Origin of the sequence: Kitasatospora sp. NPDC058243 (genome assembly GCF_042882025.1) — a bacterium.
GTDB lineage: Bacteria > Actinomycetota > Actinomycetes > Streptomycetales > Streptomycetaceae > Kitasatospora.
Genome location: NZ_JBHVWW010000001.1, coordinates 133,880 through 154,153 on the forward strand (window position 1 = coordinate 133,880; position 20,274 = coordinate 154,153).

At 71.4% G+C, this 20,274-nt stretch carries 15 protein-coding genes and 1 pseudogene; 12 read left to right on the plus strand and 4 right to left on the minus strand.

Features of this window, described 5'->3' with window-relative positions; genetic code table 11:
* Positions 1-12: 12 nt before the first annotated feature.
* Complete coding sequence (locus ACFVX9_RS00535) at positions 13-915, minus strand: alpha/beta hydrolase (RefSeq protein ID WP_387979619.1); 903 nt, start codon at positions 913-915, stop codon at positions 13-15.
* A gap of 42 nt (positions 916-957) precedes the next feature.
* On the opposite strand from ACFVX9_RS00535, the gene ACFVX9_RS00540 reads away from it, so the two are divergent.
* A complete protein-coding gene (locus ACFVX9_RS00540) occupies positions 958-1,431 on the plus strand; it encodes a MarR family winged helix-turn-helix transcriptional regulator (protein ID WP_380375771.1) in 474 nt (157 codons plus the stop codon).
* 528 nt (positions 1,432-1,959) lie between these two features.
* Here the strand turns inward: ACFVX9_RS00540 and ACFVX9_RS00545 are convergent.
* Positions 1,960-3,054 carry an FAD-dependent monooxygenase gene (locus ACFVX9_RS00545; protein ID WP_380375801.1) on the minus strand — a complete coding sequence of 365 codons (1,095 nt, stop codon included), beginning with the start codon at positions 3,052-3,054 and terminating at the stop codon, positions 1,960-1,962.
* Here ACFVX9_RS00545 and ACFVX9_RS00550 point away from each other — a divergent pair.
* The 9 genes from ACFVX9_RS00550 (at position 2,962) to ACFVX9_RS00590 (ending at position 15,504) form a co-directional block, all read left to right on the plus strand.
* Positions 2,962-3,585, plus strand: coding sequence for a TetR/AcrR family transcriptional regulator C-terminal domain-containing protein (locus tag ACFVX9_RS00550; RefSeq protein WP_387979621.1), 624 nt, complete (start codon positions 2,962-2,964; stop codon positions 3,583-3,585). The two genes, ACFVX9_RS00545 and ACFVX9_RS00550, sit on opposite strands and share 93 nt — an antisense overlap.
* Positions 3,586-3,693: 108 nt before the next feature.
* Complete coding sequence (locus ACFVX9_RS00555; protein WP_387979623.1) at positions 3,694-4,605, plus strand: phosphotransferase family protein; 912 nt, start codon at positions 3,694-3,696, stop codon at positions 4,603-4,605.
* Positions 4,606-4,845: 240 nt separating this feature from the next.
* On the plus strand, positions 4,846-7,509 hold the full coding sequence (locus tag ACFVX9_RS00560) for an aldehyde dehydrogenase family protein (protein WP_387979625.1): 2,664 nt from the start codon (positions 4,846-4,848) through the stop codon (positions 7,507-7,509).
* A 14-nt stretch (positions 7,510-7,523) separates the two neighbouring features.
* Complete coding sequence (locus ACFVX9_RS00565) at positions 7,524-9,212, plus strand: thiamine pyrophosphate-binding protein (protein WP_387979627.1); 1,689 nt, start codon at positions 7,524-7,526, stop codon at positions 9,210-9,212.
* A 25-nt stretch (positions 9,213-9,237) separates the two neighbouring features.
* The gene (gene fabF / locus ACFVX9_RS00570) at positions 9,238-10,515 is read left to right on the plus strand and encodes a beta-ketoacyl-ACP synthase II (RefSeq protein ID WP_387979629.1); all 1,278 of its coding nucleotides are present in this window, start codon (positions 9,238-9,240) and stop codon (positions 10,513-10,515) included.
* A 10-nt stretch (positions 10,516-10,525) separates the two neighbouring features.
* Positions 10,526-12,508, plus strand: coding sequence for a condensation domain-containing protein (locus tag ACFVX9_RS00575; protein WP_387979631.1), 1,983 nt, complete (start codon positions 10,526-10,528; stop codon positions 12,506-12,508).
* Positions 12,505-13,752 (plus strand): aminotransferase class I/II-fold pyridoxal phosphate-dependent enzyme, encoded by a 1,248-nt coding sequence (locus tag ACFVX9_RS00580; RefSeq protein WP_380375785.1) that lies wholly within the window; start codon positions 12,505-12,507, stop codon positions 13,750-13,752. Before ACFVX9_RS00575 ends, ACFVX9_RS00580 begins: the two co-directional genes overlap by 4 nt.
* 117 nt (positions 13,753-13,869) lie before the next feature.
* Positions 13,870-14,112, plus strand: a complete 243-nt coding sequence (locus ACFVX9_RS00585; protein ID WP_063351933.1) for an acyl carrier protein — start codon at positions 13,870-13,872, stop codon at positions 14,110-14,112.
* Between the two features lie 135 nt (positions 14,113-14,247).
* Positions 14,248-15,504 carry an MFS transporter gene (locus ACFVX9_RS00590; protein WP_387979634.1) on the plus strand — a complete coding sequence of 419 codons (1,257 nt, stop codon included), beginning with the start codon at positions 14,248-14,250 and terminating at the stop codon, positions 15,502-15,504.
* A 736-nt stretch (positions 15,505-16,240) separates the two neighbouring features.
* On the opposite strand, the gene ACFVX9_RS00595 is transcribed toward ACFVX9_RS00590, so the two are convergent.
* Complete coding sequence (locus tag ACFVX9_RS00595) at positions 16,241-16,411, minus strand: hypothetical protein (protein WP_380375789.1); 171 nt, start codon at positions 16,409-16,411, stop codon at positions 16,241-16,243.
* A gap of 182 nt (positions 16,412-16,593) precedes the next feature.
* Here ACFVX9_RS00595 and ACFVX9_RS00600 point away from each other — a divergent pair.
* Positions 16,594-16,749, plus strand: a pseudogene (locus ACFVX9_RS00600) (transposase); the annotation flags it as partial.
* A gap of 313 nt (positions 16,750-17,062) precedes the next feature.
* Here the strand turns inward: ACFVX9_RS00600 and ACFVX9_RS00605 are convergent.
* Positions 17,063-19,345: a DPP IV N-terminal domain-containing protein gene (locus ACFVX9_RS00605; protein WP_387979636.1), complete on the minus strand. Its 2,283-nt coding sequence runs from the start codon at positions 19,343-19,345 to the stop codon at positions 17,063-17,065.
* Between the two features lie 89 nt (positions 19,346-19,434).
* On the opposite strand from ACFVX9_RS00605, the gene ACFVX9_RS00610 reads away from it, so the two are divergent.
* Positions 19,435-20,103, plus strand: a complete 669-nt coding sequence (locus ACFVX9_RS00610) for a TetR/AcrR family transcriptional regulator (protein WP_380375793.1) — start codon at positions 19,435-19,437, stop codon at positions 20,101-20,103.
* The last annotated feature ends 171 nt before the right edge of the window (positions 20,104-20,274 follow it).

Genomic DNA, 20,274 nt, shown 5'->3' on the forward strand with positions numbered 1-20,274 from the left:
GGGCGCGGGGCGTCAGGGAGTGGCGATGCGCTGGGTGAGGAAGAGGGCGGCGCGGTCGAGTGCCTGGTCGGCTTCGTCCAGGGTGCCGCCGGCGAAGGCCTGGAAGACGTGGGGGGCGTCGGCGGTGATGTCGAGGATGACGTCGACTCCGGCGTCGCGTGCGCGGGTGGCGAGGCGGGTGGAGTCGTCGAGGAGGATCTCGTTGGCGCCCACCTGGATGAGGAGCGGGGGGAAGCCGGTCAGGTCGGCGAAGAGGGCCGGGCTGAGGAGGGGCTGCTCGGGGTCCTGGCCGGCGAGGTACATGGCCCCGGTGTGCGTGACGGCCTCGCGGGTGAAGATCGGGTCGATGCCCTCCTTGGTCGTCATGCTCTCCCCGCTCCGGGTGGCGTCCAGGCCCGGGGAGAAGACCACGATCGCGGCGGGCAGCGGCAGGCCCGCGTCGCGGGCGGCGAGGGCGGTGGTGACCGCGAAACCGCCGCCGGCGGAGTCCCCGGCGAACGCGATGGCGGACGGGTCCAGGCCGCTGTCGAGGAGGGCGCGGTAGGCGCTCAGGTTGTCTTCCAGGCCAGCCGGGAACGGGTGCTCGGGGGCCAGCCGGTAGTCCACCGAGTACGCGTCGAGCCCGGTCTTCGAGACGAGCTGCGCGGTCAGCGACAGCGCGGTCTCGGGAGAGCCGAAGACGAAGCCGCCACCGTGGAAGTACAGGATCGTGCCCGGGCGCGCGCCGTTGTCCGGTGTGACGTGCAGGGCGGGCCGGCCGCCGAGCGCGGTCTGATCGGTGCGGACGTCGTCCGGCACGATCATCGTGTCCATGAGCGCCCTGAACCCGGCGCGCAGCTCCTCGACGGAGCGTTGGCCCTCCGGTCGGGGCCGGCGGAGCATCGCGTCGATCTTGGCGAGCTGTTCCTTGCTCATCTGCGTTCCTCCTATGAAATGGCTTCCTCTACACTATATGCTGTGGAATATACATCGGATGGCGCCGCCGACCTCCAGGGATTCTTCGCGGATCTCGTCCGCTGCGAGACACGCCTGTACAACGCGCTGAACGACCGCCTGCGCGAGCGGCACGGCATCGTGACGTCGCAGTTCGAATTCCTGCGGTTCCTGCGCGAGCACCCGGGGGCCCGGGTGGCCGACCTCGCCGCGGAGTTCGCCATCGGAGCCGGCGCGACCAGCAAGGGCGTCGACCGCCTGGAGAAGCAGGGCTGGATCGTCCGCCAGGCCAACCCGGCGGACCGCCGGTCCTCACTCCTGGCCCTGACCGACGACGGCTCCCAGCTCCTCGCCGCCGCCGAGGCGACCTTCACCGCGGGCCTGAGCGAACTGGTCGAAGGCACCCTCGACCAGTCCACGACGGCAGCCGCCGCCCTGGCCCTCCGCCGGCTGCGCTCCGCGCTCGAACGCGACCAGATCGGCACCCCCACCGGCTGAAAGCCCAAGCCCGGTCAACTGTTCGCCTACGCGCGGCCCGGCGGCGCCGCGCCCTTCCGCCGTCACCTTCGGCGAAGGCCCTGCTGGGGTTGCCTCCGCGGCCGGCAAGGCGCAGGCTGGAACTGTCCCCTGGAAGCCGTGTAGGGCGAGAGCCCCACGGAAAGCAGGGAGCTCGGGAGCATCACCGCCCCATCCGGAGGAGCGGCCCCACCCCGAGCAAACCCGGGTGAAACGAACCGTCCGATCCGACTGCGCACGGACGGAGGCCCCAGCGGGGGTCGCTCTCGGAACAACATCACGCCGCGTCGTACGCGACGCTCCGTCCGGCCAGTGAGCACGGACGGCACCAACGCAAGCATTGCAGGCGTCAAGAACGAGAGTGTAAGTCGCAGGAGCAGTAGAGGCCCCCTCCTGGTAGAGGGGGCCGACGCCTGCGCCGGGCAGGCCTCGACGCACCGCGCGAACAGCGGCACTCGCGGCTGCTTCAAGCCGTCCCCTGTCGGCCTCGGTGTCCGTTCGGGGCAGGGCTCAGCCGTCCAGTGAGAGTGCGTTCTTGGCGTGCGCGACGGATTCGTCCGAGGCGGGCCCGCCGGGGTTCTCAGTGGCCAGGGCCTGGTTGAGGGTGACCAAGGGGCGCATCCGCCGCTCGTAGCGGGCATATGCGGCGCGGTGGTCGCCGCCGGCCCGGGCAAGGCAGTCGGCCAGCACGTGGGCGCCCACGAGGGCCAGGCTGGTGCCCTGCCCCGAGAGAGGGGAAGGGCAGTAGCCGGCGTCTCCGAGCAGGGTCACCCGGCCCCGCGACCACGGGTCCATGCGGATCTGGGCCATGGCGTCGCAGTAGAAGTCGGGGGCCTTCCGGGCGGCCTCGGCCAAGCGGGTCCCTTCCCATCGCATCGACGCGAGCTTGTCCACGACGAGCTGCCGGAGGGCGCCGCCGCCGCGGAGGTCGTGGGTGAGGGGGGCGGACTCGAAGCCGAAGGCGATCCTGAGTTCGGTGTTGTCGCGTACGGGCATGATGCCGAAGCCCGCGTCGCCGTCCCGCAGCCACACCTGCCAGTTGTCCAGGGCGAGGAAGTTGTCCGCGCTGAACACCGAGAGGCAGCTGCCCAGGTGGTGGGCGAAACGCTTCTCCGGCCCGAAGGCCAGGCGCCGTACGGTGGAGTGCAGGCCGTCAGCCCCGACCACGAGGTCGAAGCTGCGGGACGGTCCGTGCGCGAAGTCGACACGCACGCCGGTGTCGTCCTCGTCGAGCGCGGCGATGCTGTCGCCGAAGAGGTACTCGACGCCTGCGCGCGTGTGCTCGTACACCATCCTCACCAGGTCCTCGCGCAGCACCTCGATGTCTTCGCTGTCGAGCCGTCCGCTGCTGAAGGTCGCCTCGGTGGAGCGGTCGACCTCGCGGCCGTCGGGGCCGAGGATCGACATGCCGCGCATCCGGGTCCGTACGCGGCTCGCCTGGTCCAGCAGGCCCATCCGCTCCACGACTTCCAGCGCGACACCGCGGATGTCCACGGCCTGTCCGCCGGGGCGTTGGCCTGGAGCGCGTTCGACGACAGTGGGCGCGAAGCCGTGGCGGCGCAACCAGTAGGCGAGGAGTCCTACCCCGCGGACGCCCCCGAGGATTGGCGTACCCGCATCGAACTGGGCGCCCGGACCCTGTGGAGCCTGTACCGGCAGCACCCGTGGCTGGCCCAACTCGGCTCCCTCACGCGCCCGCTGATCGTGCCCAATCTGATGGTCCACGGCGAGTGGGTGCTGGGCGCCCTCGACGGCCACGGACTCGACCCCACGACGCTGTTCGACATCCACGTCCTGCTCTACAGCCATGTCCAGGGCCTGGCGGTGCACCTGGAAATGGAGGCGCACGCCGAAGCCGCCACGGGCCAGTCGGAAGACCAGTGGATGGACAGCCTCGCCCCCGCCCTCCAGGAACTGGTGGAATCCGGCCGCTTCCCGGCCTTCACCAAGGCGGTCGGAGCCTTCGAGGACGGCTACGACCTGCGTCTCGACGCGCTCTTCGAATTCGGCCTCAAGACACTCCTCGACGGCCTGACTTCCATCGTCGAAGGCCAGGAAGCTGTCACGGACGGTACCGCCGCGATCGGGGGACCTCACCGTCCGGCGGCATCGCGGCGGCCTGCGGCTGACCGTTGACCGTCATGCCGCCGAAGTCCTTTGCGCGTGCTGCCGCCCGGATGATGAGGTGGAACGGTGACCGACCATGACGAAGCGTCAGCCGTCCGACCGTTGACACTGGCTTGGGTGAGCCGGCACCTGAAGGCCGGCGAACGGATCGTCGGAATCGAGGCGCTGCACGGCGGCATCACCGCCGAAATGCGGAGGCTGACCATCGGCACGCGGGACGGAGGCACCCGCGACCTGGTGCTGCGGAGTTTCGTCGACCCGTCCTCCGTGGAGCGCGCCGAGGACTGGCTGGGCAGGGAGGCCGGCGCCCTGACCCTACTGGCGGGGACCGGCGTGCCGGCTCCCGCGCTGGTCGCGGTTGATCCGAGCGCCGCGCAGTGCGAGTATCCGTCGCTCCTCATGACACATCTGGCGGGCCGGACGGTCCTCGACGACGAGGGGGTGGAGGCGCGTCTCCCCCTCCTGGCCCGTCAGCTCGTGGCGATCCACGCGCTGCGACCGGCCGAACGGCCCCGGGATTATGTGACGTTGACGACCGCCGACACCGTCGTGGTGCCGAAGGACGCCGACGCGGCGGCATGGGCCGCGGCGATCGACGTGATCCGCAGGCCAGTGCCGCCCGGTGAAGGGCGGTTCCTGCACCGGGACTTCCAACCCGGCAACGTGCTGTTCGACGTACCGCCCCCGGGGCCGGCTGGTGCGCGAATCACCGGCGTCGTCGACTGGGCGGCGGCCTCCTGGGGCCCGGCGGATCTCGACGTGGCGCACTGCTCCACCAATCTCGCGCTGCTGCACGGCCCGGCGTGGGGTCAGCGGTTCGCCGAGGCGTACGAGGAGGCCGGCGGGGTGCTGGCCGCGACCGCGAGCGAGCGGCTGTACTGGCGGGTGCGGGACGGACTGGCGTGCTCGGAGGAGGTGCGGTCGGTGGCGCAGCCCTGGCGGGAGGCAGGGAGGACGGAGCTGACGACACGAGCCGTGGAGCAGCGGCTGGACACCTACGTCACCGCCCTGGTGGATGCCCTGGGCTGAGCCGAGGCGGGCCGGAGCGCGGCCCGGGGTGGCGGGGCCAACCTCGCCCTCAATAGCCATATAAAATTATTTCTATTGAGAATACCTCAATCCTCATATGCCCCTTTCGTCACTGCACACCCAATCACCCTGCACAGGTAGCGGAATTTCGTCGAAGCACTCGACACCGTTCTGCAGTTATGGGACAGTCAATTTGAACCACCTGGTTTTGAGGAGCACAAGTTGCCCGTTTCCAGGAGAATGATCTCGCCCGACGGGCGCATCTGGGAGACCGACGAAATCGTGGCCCGCGTATTCGCCGCCACCGAACTTCTTGCACGCCGTGGCGTCGAACCCGGTTCGCGGGTGATGATGAGCGGGGCCAATTCCCCGGAATGGGTCGTCGCGCTGCTCGCGCTCATTCACCTCGACGCTTCGGTGGTCCTGGCCGATCATCGCGCCACCCCGTCACAGCGGTCGAAGATCCGCGCCCAGGCGCGCGTGGTGCTCGAAATCGGCGACGGTACGGGCCGCACCGCCGCGCCGCGCCCCGCTTCGGACACCGCGGCCGTGCCCGATGTCGCGAGCTGGGCACGGCGCCAGGACGCCGCGATCTCCTGGTCGTCGGGTACGACCGGCAGCCCCAAAGGCATCGTTCGCTCCGGCCGTTCGATTCTGGACAACCTCGCGCTCAGTGCGGAACGCATGGGGTACCGGCCTGACGACGTCTTCCTGCCCATCCTGCCGTACTCCCACCAGTACGGTCTGTCACTGGTCCTCTGCTGGTGGCTGGGCGGAGGCACGCTCGTGGTCTACGGGCCGACCACGCGCCTGGACCATGCGCTCGCGGTCGGCGTCGACCACGGCCTCTCCGTCGTCGACGGGGCCCCGTCGACCTACTACAGCCTGCTCAACCTGCTCGACCGTCGCCCGGCCCTCGTGAACGCGCTGGAGACGGTACGGGCCTGGTGCGTGGGCGGCGCGCCGCTGGGGAGCAGCCTGGCGGTCCGGTTCCACGCCCGCACGGGCCGGCACCTGCTCGACGGCTACGGAGCGACCGAGGCCGGAAACATCGCGCTGGCGCCCCCGACCGATCCGGTCGGGTGCGGCACGCCGCTGCCCGGTGTGGTCGTCGAAGTCCACGACGACCACGGCAGGCAGCTTCCCCACGGCCGGCTCGGCGAGCTCGTCGTCCGCAGTGACGGCCTGATGACCGGCCACCTCGGCGCCGACGGTGAGATCGTTCCGGTTTCGAGCCCCGTTCACCGCACCGGCGACATCGGCCTGGTCGACGACGCCGGCCGCGTCTTCCCGGTCGGGCGCAAGCACGCCGCACACCGTGACGGTCACACGCTCTATCCCGACCACCTTGCCAAGCTGGCCGAGTCGGCCGGCGCGCAGACGGAGGTCGTCGCGGTCCCCGACGCGCGTCTGGGCTGTCGCCTGGTGTTCGTGATCGCGGACCCGGACGCTCACGAGCCCGCGCACTGGAAACGGCTGCTGCGCCCTGTGCTCGCCCGCTACGAGCAGCCCGACCACATCGTCGTGCTTCCCTCGCTGCCCCTCACGAACACGGGAAAGCCCGACCGGGCCGTTCTGGAGAAGATCGCCATGAGCTCGCTGTCCGCATCGCCCAGGACGACCACCGACGGCACCGCGTCCGACCCGACCACCGACCCGACCACCGGTGCGGCCGCCGGTGCGAGCGGCTACCGCATCCCCTTCGCCGACCGGGTCGACGCGCTGCGCGCAGTGCGCCGGTACGTGGCCGACAACGAGGACGCGGTGATGGGAATCCTCACCGAGATCTCGCCCCACCACACCGCCGGCGCGGAGATCCGCTCGTTCCTCGCCACCCTGGACGGAGCTGAGGAGGAGATCCGTCGCGTCCGGCCCGGCTGCGTGCCTCGGGTCGCGGTCTTCATGCCCTCCAACATGCCGCTCCATTCCTACGCGCTCTACATGCTCATAGCATCCCTTTACAGCGAAAGAATCACCTTTCGGCCGTCCTCCGAGATCAAAAGCCAGGTGCAGCGCCTGCACGACCTGCTGGCACCGGTTCACGGCCTGCCCATCAGCCTTTCCGAGCTCAGTCAGCGCAAATTCGTGACAGGGCCGGTACGCGAGGCGGACCTTGTCGTCTTCACCGGCAATTACGTCAATGCCGAGACCATCCGCGAGGGGCTGGCGGAAGACCAACTCCTCCTCTTCTTCGGTAACGGCATCAACCCCTTCGTGATCGCACCCGACGCCGATCTCACCCGCGCCGTGCACGACCTCACGAGGATCCGGCTCTACAACTCGGGCCAGGACTGTTTCGGTCCCGACGTCGTGTTCACGCCGAAGGGCCGCACCGAGGACTTCGTCGACCTGCTGTCCGCCGAACTGGCTTCGCTGCGATTCGGACGGAACGGCGACCCCGCCGCCGACTACGGCCCGATCTTCTACGACTCGGCGCTGGTGAACTGCTCGGGCTACCTGGTGCACCACGCACGTCGCATCCGGCACGGCGGGCGCATCGACCTGCCGTCCCGCAAGATCGAGCCGACCGTGCTGCTCTGGGGCTTCGACGACAAGATCCCCCTCGAAGAGATGTTCGCCCCGGTGTTCAACGTCGTGGCCTATCCCAGCGCGAGGCTGTTGCGTGAACGGCTGTCGAACCCCTACTTCAGCGAGCGTGCGCTGGGAGCGATGGTCTACGGGAACGATCCGCAGACGGTGGATGTCCTGGCCAGGCGTCACCAGACCTGTGTCGACCACACGCTGCTCGACGCCGAGGACGGCAACCGCCCGTTCGGCGGATTCGGGATGCGGGCGAACTACATCTCCTACGGCGGCGAGCGGCACGCCGAACCGCTGCTCATGTCGCAGGCCGTGGCACAGACCCTCCCGACGGCTGCCCCCGTCACGGTGAGCAGGAAGTGAGCCAGGTGAGCCAGGTGAGCAAACGGTACGCCGACGCGTGGTCCGCGATCGTCGACCTGCTGGTGGCCAACGGGGTGGACACCTGCTTCGGGTTGCCCGGCGACGATCTGGAGCTGCTTCGCGCCCTCGACGCCGCCGGACTGGACCTCGTGCCGTGCCGTGACCAGCGCAACGCGATGTACATGGCGACCGGTTACGCACTGCAGTCGGGCCGGCTCGCCGTGTGCGCACTGGGCAAGGGGCCGGCTGTCACACACGCGGCCACGGGACTGCTCGAAGCGCGGGAGTCCGGTGCACCCGTGCTCGTGCTCGCCGCCGGCGTGCCGGAACGCCGCCGGGGCAGCGGCGGATTCCAGGAACTCGACCAGGTCGCCGTGACAGCGCCGCTCGTGCGGTGGGCACACCGGGTGGGGCATCCGGACCGGGTCGTCCCCGCGACGGTGACGGCGTTGACCCGGGCGTTGGGGCCGCCACCCGGACCCGTGTACCTGGAGGTACCCGATGACGTCCGCACGGCGGAGGTCCTCGTCACCGGAGCGTGGCCGACGCTGCCCGAACCACTGGTCCTCGAATCCGTTCCCGTGACGCCCGGGCCGGCCCTGGCGGCGATCCGCGAGAGCCGGCGTCCGGTGGTGCTGGTGGGCGGCGGAATGCGGCACCGCAACGGCGGCGGCGTGGTCGAGCGCTTCGCCGAACGCCTCGGCGCGGCGCTCTTCACCACCGCGTCCGGCCGCGGTGCCGTCGACGAGCACCACCCGCTGTTCTGCGGCGTGGCGGGCCTCTACGCCGCGGCCCCCGCCCGCGAACTGTGGTCGTCCTGCGACCTGGTGGTATCGCTCGCCGGGCGGCTGGAGGAGACGGTCGTCCAAGGCGGGACACCCTGGCCCCCGGTCGCGGTGGTGCAGGTCAACGTGGATCCGGGCGGCCTGTCGGCCGAGTTCGCGGGCCCGCGGGTGCTCGGGGACGCCCGGCACGCCGTGCTCGGCTGGTCGCGGGCGCTGGAGGAAGGCGGCGAGGCCGAGCGCGCGGCCGCGACCGAGGTGTGGGCGAACAGGATCGCCGACGCCCGCAAGGCCATGTCGCTTGAGGTGGAGGCGGAACTGGCCCGCGCGGCGACGCTGCCGGGGATCCGCATCGCCGAGCTGCTCGCCGCGCTCGATGCCACCGCGGGCGAGCCCCGCGTGCTGGTCCAGGAGAACGGGCTGCAGGACATGTGGTCCTACGGCTTCCCCTTCCACGTCGGTGGCGGGTCCGTCGTGCCGTCGGAGCAGACCCCCTTGGGCTTCGGCGCGGCCGCGGCCATCGGGGTCAAGCGGGCCGCCCCGGACCACGAGGTCACCGCGTTCATCGGGGACGGCGCGTTCCTCGCGGCCCGCGCGGACATCGCCGTCACCGCTCCGGCCCACGGCGGCGTGCTGTACGTGGTGCTGTGCAACGGCGGCTACGGCTGGCTGGACGCCCAACGCGCCCGCCTCGGTCTTGACGCCGAACGCCACCCCTTCGCCCGCCCGGGCGCGCCGCCGCCCGTGGTGGACGGGCCGGACGTCCACTGTCGAGTGCTGCGCGACAAGGCCGCGCTGACCGCTGAGATCCTTGCCGCGCGGCGGTTCTGCTCCCGGGGAGGCACAGCCGTGCTCATGGTGCCGGTCGCGCCCGACGACATCCTCCCCTGCATCCGCGACGCCGAGGTGGTTCCCCAGTGACGAACGCAGCCGAGGTGGTTCCCCAGTGACGAACGCAGGAGAGCGGGGCGACGCCGGGCGCAGCCGGCCCCGGCGCCAGGTGGTGGTCACCGGGTACGGGGCGGTGACGCCGCTCGGCCACAGTGTCGGCGAGACCTGGACGGCGATGCTCGCCGGCCGCAGCGGCATCGCCACCGTGGACGCGATCGACGTGACCGGTCTCGGAGTCCGGATCGGCGGCCAGGTGCGCGGCTTCACACCCGGCCGCTACATGCCGCCGACGGTCAGCCGCCGCGCCGACCCGTACGCGCAGTACGCCCTCGCCGCGGCGCTGGAGGCGTGCGAGCACGCCGGACTCGTCGTCGACGACCGTCTGGCGCCGCGGGTCGCCGTGATCATCGGCAGTGGCTACGGCCCGGTCGGGGCGATCTACCGCGCCGCGGACACGCTGCGCGACAAGGGGCCGCGGGGCATCAGCCCGTTCACCCAGGTCACCACCGCCATGGACAGCGCTGCCTGCGAGATCAGCATGCGTCTCGGCACCCAGGGGCCCAGCCGGGCCCAGAGCACGGCGTGCGCCAGCGGCGCGGACGCGGTGGGCGCGGGGATGCGCATGATCGGCAACGGGGAGGCGGACGTCGTCGTGGTCGGCGGCGCCGACGCCTGCGTCACCACCGTCGACCTCGCGGGCAGCGGCAACGCCCGCGCGCTGTCCAGGCGCAACGACGACCCGACTGCGGCGTGCCGGCCGTTCGACGCGCACCGCGACGGGTTCGTGATGAGCGAGGGAGCCGCCGTGGTGGTGCTGGAGGCCGCCGAGGTGGCCGACCGGCGAGGGGCGACGGCTCTGGCCGAACTCGCGGGTTACGGAGCGAGTTCCGACGCTCATCACTGGACCGCCCCGCACCCGCAGGGGCGGGGCGCGTGCCTCGCCGTCGAGGCGGCGCTGCGCGACGCGGGGATCACGGGGGCGGACGTGGACTACGTCAACGCGCACGGCACCGGAACGGTGCTGAACGACGCCACCGAGACGGCCGTCCTGCGCAAGGTGCTGGGTGATCGTGTCACCCGGATCCCGGTCAGCTCCACCAAGTCGATGACGGGGCACATGATCGGTGCCGCCGGAGCGGTCGAGCTCGTGGCCTCGATCCAGGTCCTGCGCACGGGTGACGTCCCGCCGACCATCAACTGCGACGAGCCGATCGACCCGGACATCAACTTCGTGCCGCACCGGGCGCAGCACCACGAGCGGATGCGGATCGCTCTCAGCAACTCGTTCGGCTTCGGCGGCCACAATGCCGCTCTCGTGGTCCGAGCGGTGTGAGGGCCCGGCCGTGGACCGCCTCCCGGAGCCGACCCCGAGCGCCGCCGCCGTCACCCGCAGCGGGCCGCTGACCTGGGTCCAGCAGTGGCACTGGTTCGAACGCACCATTCCCGCAGCACGGCGGGTGAACCCGACGCCGCTCGCCGACCACTGCCACGTCCCGCCCCCGGCAACCCTCGCCGACGTCCACGTGGCACTCGCCTCCCTCACCGCCCGTCACGAGGCGCTGCGCACCACGGTCGACCCGCTCCGCCCGATCCAGCACGTCCACCACGCGGGCTGGGCCCCGCTGCCGGTCGACCACCTCGACGTCCCCGCCGTCGATGCCGGCACCCTGGAGGCCGCCACCGCGGCGCTGGCCGCCCGCCCGATCGATCCCGAGCGGAATCCGCCCTGGCTCGCCAGGGTGCTGCTCGTGGCGGGAAGGCCGCGTGCGGTCCTGCTGGCCGCCCACCACGTGCTGATCGACGGCTGGGGGCTGGCGGTACTGATCAACCAGTTGCACGACCAACTGCACGATCAACTGCGCGGCGTCGGCGCGCCGGCGGAGGCGCCCGTGCACCCGCTCGACACGGTCGCCGCCCAGCCCCTGGAACGCGCCCGCGCGGCGGAGCGCGAGTGGCTCGCGCGTCGCGCGAGCAATCCGACCGGCGTGCTGGCCCCGTTCGGCGGGGCCGACGACGGCGCCGGGCGCCACCGCCTCCAGCACCGCTCGGTGGGTGCGTACGACGATCTCCACCGCGTCGCCCGGCGCCATCGGGTCAGCCCGGAGGTCGTCGTGCTCGCGGCGCTGGCCCACGACGTCGCCGGCCGCACCGGTGAACACCGGTTCCTCGCGTCCGTGGTCGTCTCCAACCGGGCCCGGGCCGCTCTGCGCAACAGCGTCGGCGTCCGGGCCCTGACGGTTCCGGTGCAGATCGACCTCCGCCCGGGCGCGGCGTTCGGCGAGGTGGTCGCCTCGGTGGCCGCCGCCTCCGCCGCCGCCTACCGGCACGGTCAGTGGCGCCCCGCGGAACTGGTCGCCGCCGAGGCGCGGATGCACCGTCGCCTCGGTGTCGTGACCGTACCGACCATCGAGTACAACTGCTACTCGTGGCCGCGCGACTACCTGGTCCCCGGGTACCTGGTCCCCGCGCACGACACTTTGCCGGACGCGTCCGCCACCTGGATCCGCAGCGCGCCCGACGAGCCCTGCGACACGCTCTACGTCGACCTCAGCCTCGACGCGGGGTTCGTCACCCTCGATGTCACCGTCGGGGACCACCTGCTCGACGCCGGGCAGGCCGTGGCGTTGCCCGTCCGTCTGTGCGCCTTCCTGCGCGCGCTCGCCGGCGGTGCCGAGTGCCCGGTTCCGGCGCGCCCGCTGACACCGGCCGCCTCCGGATGGTGGCGCGCCCCGCAGGGGTGGGTGTGCCCGGCCAAGGTCGAGGACGTGCTGCGCGGCCATCCCGGAGTGCTCGACGTGACGGTGGCGCCCAGCGGGGACGCCGCGGGGCAAGGCGAACCGCACCTCGTCGCACACGCTCGCACCGCCCCCGGTGTCACCCCCGACGACTTGCACCGCCACGTCCTGGACCACCTCGACGAAGTGCCCGGCATCGCGGCCCCGGGCCGCTACGTCCTGTCCCCGGCCGGCCCCGGATCCGGCCGGTCCTCCACCCCCACCACCGACACGGGAACGCTGCGTATCCCGTCTCGCCCGCCCACGACAGACGCCGAACGGGCGCTGGCCGCCGCCGTGGCCGCTGTCACACCCGGCGGCCTGCCGGGCAGCCCCTCCGACAGCCCTGACGCCGTGGACATGAACCGTTGCCTGGCCGACCACGGAGTCACCCTGGTCGCCGTCCCCCGTCTGCTGGCGCTGCTCCACCGGTTCGGCTTCACCGGTATCGCGTCGGACGAACTGGCCGGAACGGCCTCGCTCGGCCACCTTGCCACCGCCCTGGAGCCCTCACCGCCCCGCGCCCATCGTGGAGGAGAGACATCGCCATGACCGCGTCCCGCACCGCCGGCCCGTCCGCGGACCGCCTGGCCCCGTGGGCCTTCGCCGCCTTCGTCGAGGCGAACACCCACGACACGGCATACCGCCCGCCGGTGGTGGACGGTCCGGTCGGGCCGACCATCGTCCGCAACGGCCGCGAGCTGGTGAACTTCGCCAGCATCAGCTTCCTCGATCTGGAGCGCCACGTCCCGGTACGGCGTCATTTCGCGGAGGGGGCGCTCGCCCACGGCCTGAGCACCAGCGGGTCCAGGATGACCCAGGGGATCTGCCGCCCGCACCAGGTGCTGGAGGCGACGATCGCCCGTCACACCGGCAAGGAACGAGCCATCAGCTTCGCCACGGGGCTCCTGGCCAACATCGGGTTCGTCCACGCCATGAGCAGTTCCGCGCACTTCGACGCCGGGATCGAGGTGCGCAACCACGACACCGTGTTCGTCGTCGACCGCGACGTCCACTGGAGCATCTGGAAGGGCCTCCAGGGACTTGACTACGGCCGCAACGTCCACGCGTTCCGGCACAACGACGTCTCCGACCTGGCACGCGTCCTGGACCGGGCCCGCACCCGCAAGACCGTGGTGATCGCCGAGAGCATCTATTCGGCCGACGGCACCATGGGGCCGATCGTGGAGATCCTCGACGAGTGCGACCGGCACGGCGCCGTCAGCATGATCGACGATGCGAACGGCTTCATGGTCTACGGACCCGAGAACCGTCCCTACGCCCGGGAGGCGGCCGCGATCCGGGAGCGGGCCGACTTCGTCATGGTGTCGCTGTCGAAGGCCATCGGTCTGGAAGGCGGCGCGATCGCCGGGCCGGCGGCGGCCATCGACGCCTTCGAACTGCTCTCCGGCACCTCGATGTTCACGGCCGCCATCCAACCGCCGACCGCCTACGCCGCCGACCGCACGATCGACGTCCTCGCCCGCACTCCGGGGATCGTCGACGACTACCTGGCGCATGCCGCCCGCCTTCGCCAACAGATGCACGAGGCCGGCACGGCGACGACGCCGACCGAGTCGTACATGCTCTCGGTGCCGATCGGAAGCGACGCCGCCGCCCTGCAGATGCGGGAGTGGTTCGTCGAGGACGGCTACCTCGTCCCCGTCTTCTCCTACCCGGCCGTCTCACGCAACCAGGCGCTCCTGCGCCTGTTCCCGCACGCGGGCCACACCGAGGAGCAGCTGGACGGCTTCCTGCGCACCCTCCTCGCCTACCGGCGACGCCTCGGGCTCTGACGTCCCCGCCGAGGCCAGCCGCACCGGGGCCCGCCCCACCGGGGCTCGCCGCACCGGGGCTCCTCACCGACCGATGATCGACGCCGACCCCATCCCCATCCCCAGAGAGAGGAACCCGTGGTGGACTACATCGACATCCTCAACGCCATTGCCGAGATCGTCGAGGAGGTCCTCGGCATCGACTCCGCCGAGGTGAGCGCCGAGACGTCGTTCACCGACGACCTCGACGTCGACTCCCTGGCCATGATGGAGATCGCCGTGGCGGTCGAGGACAGGTTCGAGGTGAAGATCCCGGACGACCGGGTCACGGGGTTGAGGACCGTCGGCGACGCGGTGAACTACGTCGCCGAGCACCGGTGACCGCCGCCGGGACGGCTCTTCGATGGGGGCACCCACGTCGCATAGTGACACCCGGCGCCGGACCCGCCGGCGTTGCCGGTGGGCCGCCGCCACGCCATGGCTGATGCCCCGTACCCGAGCCCCGGAGAGCCACCGATGACAACGGAGCCGACTGCCCCGCCCCTTCCGCGCGAACCGCTCGGCGATTCGCACCTGCGCCGCCTGATCGTGGGTCAAGGGCTGGCGGCCGTGGTCGATGCTCTGTTCATCGTCTGGCTCACGCTCTTCGTGCTCGACCTGTCGGAACCCGGATTCGCCACGGGGTTGGTTCTGGTGGCCGTGGCGCTGCCGCGAGCGGTGCTCCTGCCTCCTGCGGGAGTACTGGTCGACCGCCTCGGTCCCGCCCGTGTCGTGGCCGGCGCCGCCTGGCTCCGGGCCGCCGTCCTGCTCGCCCTCGGCGCCCTGGTCACCTTCACCTCACCGTCGTTGACGACGGTCGCGCTGCTCGGCGGCCTGCTCGGCGCCGCCGACGCCGCGTACTTCCCGGCGGCCCTGGCGTTGCTACCCGCCGTCGTGCCGACCGACAAGCTCTCCCGGGTCAACGGGCTGGTGCAGGGCGCGGAGTCGGGGGGCGACCTGGTCGGCCCGGCGGTGGCCGCCGGATGCATCGCCGCAGTCGGCTTCGCCGCGACGCTCGGTGGGATCGTGGCGATGGCCGTGTTGGCCGCCGTCGTCCTCAGCACGCTGATCCGGGTGGTACGACGTGGCGAAGGTGCCGGGGTCGACGCCGGTCCGGCCGCCGTCGACGGCGAGCAGTTCAGCAGTGCGCGTGCCCTCGGCGTGGGCTTGGGATACGCCTGGCACGAACCACTGGTGCGAGGGATGCTGGCCGCCATCGCCCTGATCAACATCGCGGTCGTGGGCCCCGTGCTGGTGGGCGGCGCGGTGCTCGCCGATCAACGCCTCGGCGGCGCGGGATCCCTGGGCATCCTGCTCTCCGGTTTCGGTGCCGGCTCACTGGCCGGCTCGCTGATGGCCGGGTGGCGGCCGCCCGCCCGGCGCGGCCGGACCGTGGTCGGCGGTGTCGCGGCGATCGGCGCAGGCATGGCCGCACTCGCCGCCGTCACCCACGTCGTCGCCGCAACCGCCGTCGTCTCGCTGATCGGCCTCGGATCCGGGTTCCTCGGAGTGGTCGTCGTGGCCACTCTGCAGGAGCGGGTGCCCGAGCAACTGCTGGGCCGAGTGCTCAGTCTCGTCGTGCTGGCCACGGTGGCGTTCGACCCGTTCTCCTACGTGATCGCCGGCGCCCTGCTCCCCTACGGCACCACGGCCCTGTTCCTGGTCTGTGGCAGCGCCGTCCTGGCGTGCGCCGGCCTGGTCGCCACGAGCCCGGCGATCCGCTCCCTGCGTTGACCGTGTCGATCGCCGGTCACCGGGCCCGGCAGAGGCCCCCGTCGGCGAAGATCTGCGCGCGGTCTCGGCACGTGGGTCGAGGCGAGTCTCTTCGAGTGAAAAACCGAGGCAAGGCCGCCTGAGCGGCGCTTCGCCGACTATTGAACTGTCTTCCGACCATATGTTTAACTCCGGCGCTCACAGCGGCGGTGCTCGTGCCCGGAGTGCAATCCCACGTGCCACAGACCACGAAGCCAAGAGGACCAGTCATGCGCTCCACCCGCCGCGCTCTCGCCGCTTCAATCGTGGCGGCCTCCGCCTCAGCCTTCGGTCTGGCCCTCTTCTTCACGGGCGGGACGGCCCAGAGTTCCGATGCCACCCAGGTCCGCACGGTCAACGCCCTCGGCACCTCGCAGAGCGAAGCCGAATCATCCTGGTCACCCTCCACCGATCCGGACTCGGACGACTCGGTGCCCCGTTGCTTCAGCTACGGCGGCCCCTACTGCGGCTGGGTGAGAGCCTACTGGGGCGGCTGCGACAGGGACTGGGGCCTGAGCTACGGGTTCAAAGACCCCGACGTGCTCTGCCCCCACGACCCCCGCCCGAGCCCCTCGGCCTCGGCCAGTCCCTCGGCAACGTCGAGCGCCTCCGCCAAGCCCAGCCCCTCCGCCAAGCTCAGTCCCTCCGCCAAGCCCAGTTCCTCAGCCTCACCCAGCCCGTCCGCCACGCCCACCGGCGCTCGGCCACAGCCGGCCCCTCAGCCGTACCCGAGCCGCTCGGACGAGTTCAGCCCCTCGGCCACGCCCAACCGCTCGGACGCGCTCAGCCCCTCGGCCACGCCCGCTTCCTCGGCCGCACCCAGCCCCTCGGCCACGCCCAACCGCTCGGACGAGCTCAGCCCCTCGGCCACACCCAGTCTCCCGGCCACGCCCGGTTCCCCGGCCGCGCCCAGCGCTCCGGGCGAGCTCAGCCCCTCGGCGGAGCCCAGCCCCTTCGCCGGAAGCAGCAGCTCCTTCTGATGAGCCCCGTCAGGCCGTGGGAGAGAGTCGGCGATTCGCCGACCTGATGACGGACCTGGAACTGGACACCTCCTACGGCCACCACCTCCCCGTCGCACCCGCCGACGTGCTCGCCGGCCCGGTCGAGGTCGAGGTGCCCCGAGACCGTGAGGGCAGCTTCGAGCCGCAGATCGTCAAGAAACGCCGGCGAAGGCTGACCGGCGTCGACGAGATGGTGCTGGTCGCAGGTGGGCTGAGCGAGGCCGAGGCGAGGATGAAGGCCGACGTCCGGATTCCCGGGCAGGCCGCGATCAAGAAGCACCTCGACGCGATCGAAGGCGACTCCCGGACCGACGATCCGGCAGACGGGTTCCACGGTCCGCCGGCGCCGTGTCCGCGGTGGCATGAGGTATCCACCTACGCGTTCCAGTCCGCGTTCATCGATGCGGACACGGCGTTCGGGAACTGGTTCGACTCGCCGGCCGGGCCGTCGTGTCGGCCGGGCCGGCGGCTACTCGCGGTTCAAGAAGAAGGGCCGGGCCCGGGCGGAGAAGGTGGGCATGGGGAAGGTCCTTTCCACGTCAGCTGAAGAGGGCTTCGAGCAGTTCCAGGGAGAGCGGGACGTCCGCCAGCCGGTAGCCGGCCGGCGGCTCGCGGTGCATGAGGTGGCGCACCAGGTAGTCCCAACGGCGGCGGGCGACGTAGCCGCTGCGGCCGAGGAAACTGTGCTCGACGCCGGGGACTATCAGCAGGTCGAAGTCCTTGTTCGCGTCGATCAGCGCGTCGACCAGCCGCATGGTCAGATGCGGTGTCACGTTGTCGTCCATGTCGCCGTGGACGAGCAGTAGTTTGCCGACCAGGTTCCCGGCCAGCTCGGTGTTGGACAGCCGGGCCCCGGCGTCCGGGTCGAACGGTCCGTCGTAGGACTCGGCCCACAGCGCGTGGTAGTGGCGGTTGTCGTGGTTGCCGGCCTCGGCCACGCCGACCTTGTAGAAGTCGGGGAACGCCAGGAGGGCGCGGGCGGTGGTGAATCCCCCGCCGGAGACGCCGAAGATGCCGACCCGGTCCAGGTCCAGCCACGGACGCGCTTGCGCGAGTTGGCGCAGCGCCGCGACATGGTCTTCGAGCGCACCCGCGCTGCCCATGTTGCGGTGGGCGTGGTCGTGGAAGGCCTTGTCCCGGCCGGGCGTTCCGCGGCCGTCGACGGCCAGCACCGCGAAGCCCAGCGCCGCCACCGCCTCGGCGTCGTAGCCATAGGCGCCCGGGTCGAAGGAGGCCGCCACCCGGTGGATCTGCGGGCCCGGGTAGGGGTGGTCGATCACCGGGTAGCGCTGCGCGGCGTCGAAGCCGTGGGGCTTGTAGAGGACGCCGTAGATCTCGGTGACGCCGTCGGCGGCCAGGGTCCTGACCCGCTCCGGCGGTGTCCAGCCGGCGGCCAGCAGCGGTGTGATGTCGGCCTGTTCCAGCTCGACCAGCACGGCTCCGCCCCGGTCACGCACGGTGATCGTCGGCGGGGTGTCGACGGTCGACGCGGAGTCGACGAACCAGCGGCCGTGTTCCGGCGCGGTGATCACGTGGTCCAGATCGTCGTCGGTGAGCTTGGCGATCCTGCCGCCGTCCAGGCCGACCCGGACCAGCGACCGTCGGTACGGGTCGGCCTGGACCAGTCCTGAGACGACGGCGTACGCGACCCGTTCCGCCTCGTCGACGTGCACGATCTGCTGCACCGCGAACGGCCCTCGGGTGAGCTGTTCGACCAGTTCCCCGTCCTCGTAGCGGTACAGGTGCCCCCAGCCGTCGCGCTGGGAGTACCACAGCGTCTCGCGGCCGCCGGCGAGCACGTGCACGATCGGCTTCTGGGTGATCTCCTGCGCGGCCTCCACCCGCGTGTCGCCGTGCTCCTCGACCAGGGTGCGCACCTCGCCGGTCGCCGGGTCGAGTGCGTGCAGCCGCAGCGTCCGGAGGTCACGGGGCTGATCCAGGTAGTAGACGGCCGTGCTGTCCTTGGCCCACCACGCCTTCTTCAGCGTGACAGGTGACATGTAGGGCAGCAGGAACGGGTCGGTCTTGGCGGGTGTCACAGTCCGGGACGCGACGTCGAAGACGATCCACTCGCCGCAGGTCATCGGCTCGCCGGGGACCGGGTAGTGGTAGCTGCGCAGGCGCGGCCGGCCGCCATCCGGCGGGACGGCTTCGACCAGGTGCATCAGGGCGACATCGCTCTGGTCGGTGCGGTGGGTGAGGATGCGCGCCGAGTCCGGCGACCACAGCAGCGCCGGCGGCATGTCCGCAAGACCGAGCTTGCCGAGCAGGTGCGTGGGGACCGCCGCGTCGGGGTGGGCCGCGTAGCTGCGATCCGCGGTGCCGTCGGCGGTGAGCGCGAATTCCTCGCCCGTCTCGGCCGAACGCACCCACAGGTCGTGGTCGCGGCGGAACGCCGCCCACTTCTTGTCCGGCGAGGCGACTTCCAGCGGTGAGGGTTCGGCGTGCTTCTCGTCCCGCGCGCACCGGTAGTCGGCCAGCCGGCAGGTCCAGCGCGCGCCGAACGCGTCGAACGCGACCGTCCCGTCCGCGAACTCGACCGCCCGGAACGGCAGTGCGTACGGCTGGACCGGCTGGCCGGCGGCGGACGCCAGCGCGGCGGCGAGCCGTTCGGGGTCGAACGCCGGCCCCCGGGTCCCGGCGGCGGGGTCGACCAGCACGAACTCGCCGCCCCGCTCGGTCTCGACCCGGTACCAGAACCTCTCGCCGCCGCCGATCCAGACGGGCTTCACCTTGGCCCGCAGGGCGAGCCGGGATCGGTTGTGCAGCAGCATCCGCTCAGCTCGGTCGTAGGCAACGGCGGGGAGTGCGTTCGTGGACATCCGGCCTCCTGGAATCAGTCTCGATCCAGGAACAGTACAGCGTACGGTACGCTAATGGAACTGCGGTCCCGAACGAATCAGGAACCCCAATGTCATCGCCCAGGCACAAGACAGCGCCCGCTCGCGCACCCCGCGGCACCCTCAGCCCCGAGGCCATCGTCCACGCGGCGATCGAACTGATCGACCGCGACGGACTGGACGCGGTGACCATCCGTCGGCTCGCCGACCACCTCGGCGTCCGCCCGATGTCGCTCTACACGCACTTCCGCGACAAGGACGCGATCCTCCTCGCCGTCACCGCGGAACTGCTGAGCCGATTCCAGTGGCCCGACCCCGACCTCGACGACGTCGCATGGCTCCGGCAGGTGATGCACGCCTACTTCGAGCTGTTCATCACGCACCCGGCCCTCCTGCAGATCAACGCCCCCTCCGACGGAGTCGGCGACGTCGAGGCCCGCATGTCCGAACAGATCTACGCCCGCCTGGCGCGACTGCAGGTCGACCACCGGACGGCGATCGGCCTGCTGGCCACGCTGATCCGCTTCGTCCTCGGCTGCGCCACGCTCTACCCCGTCCGCCGGGTCTGGGACGAGGACCCGCAGCACTGGGAACGGGTCCGCCAACAGTGGGCCCGCCTCCCGGCCGAGGTGTACCCGGCGATGCACGCCACCACCGTCGACTTCCCGACCTTCACCCAGCGGGACGTCTTCGAGTTCGGCCTCGACGCCATCCTCGCCTCGCTCCCACGATCGCCCTGACGCCCTGACGCCGGCGGCGCTCATGAGCTGCTCTTCCGTGATTGGGAGACACACCGGTCACCGGGCGCTGCCCCGTAATCCCGAAAACACCACACTCACAAGCTCGTTGACATCTCGCATGAGCTGTCAGCGACGCCGTCACGCTTCGCTACCACTGATGATGGGACAGGG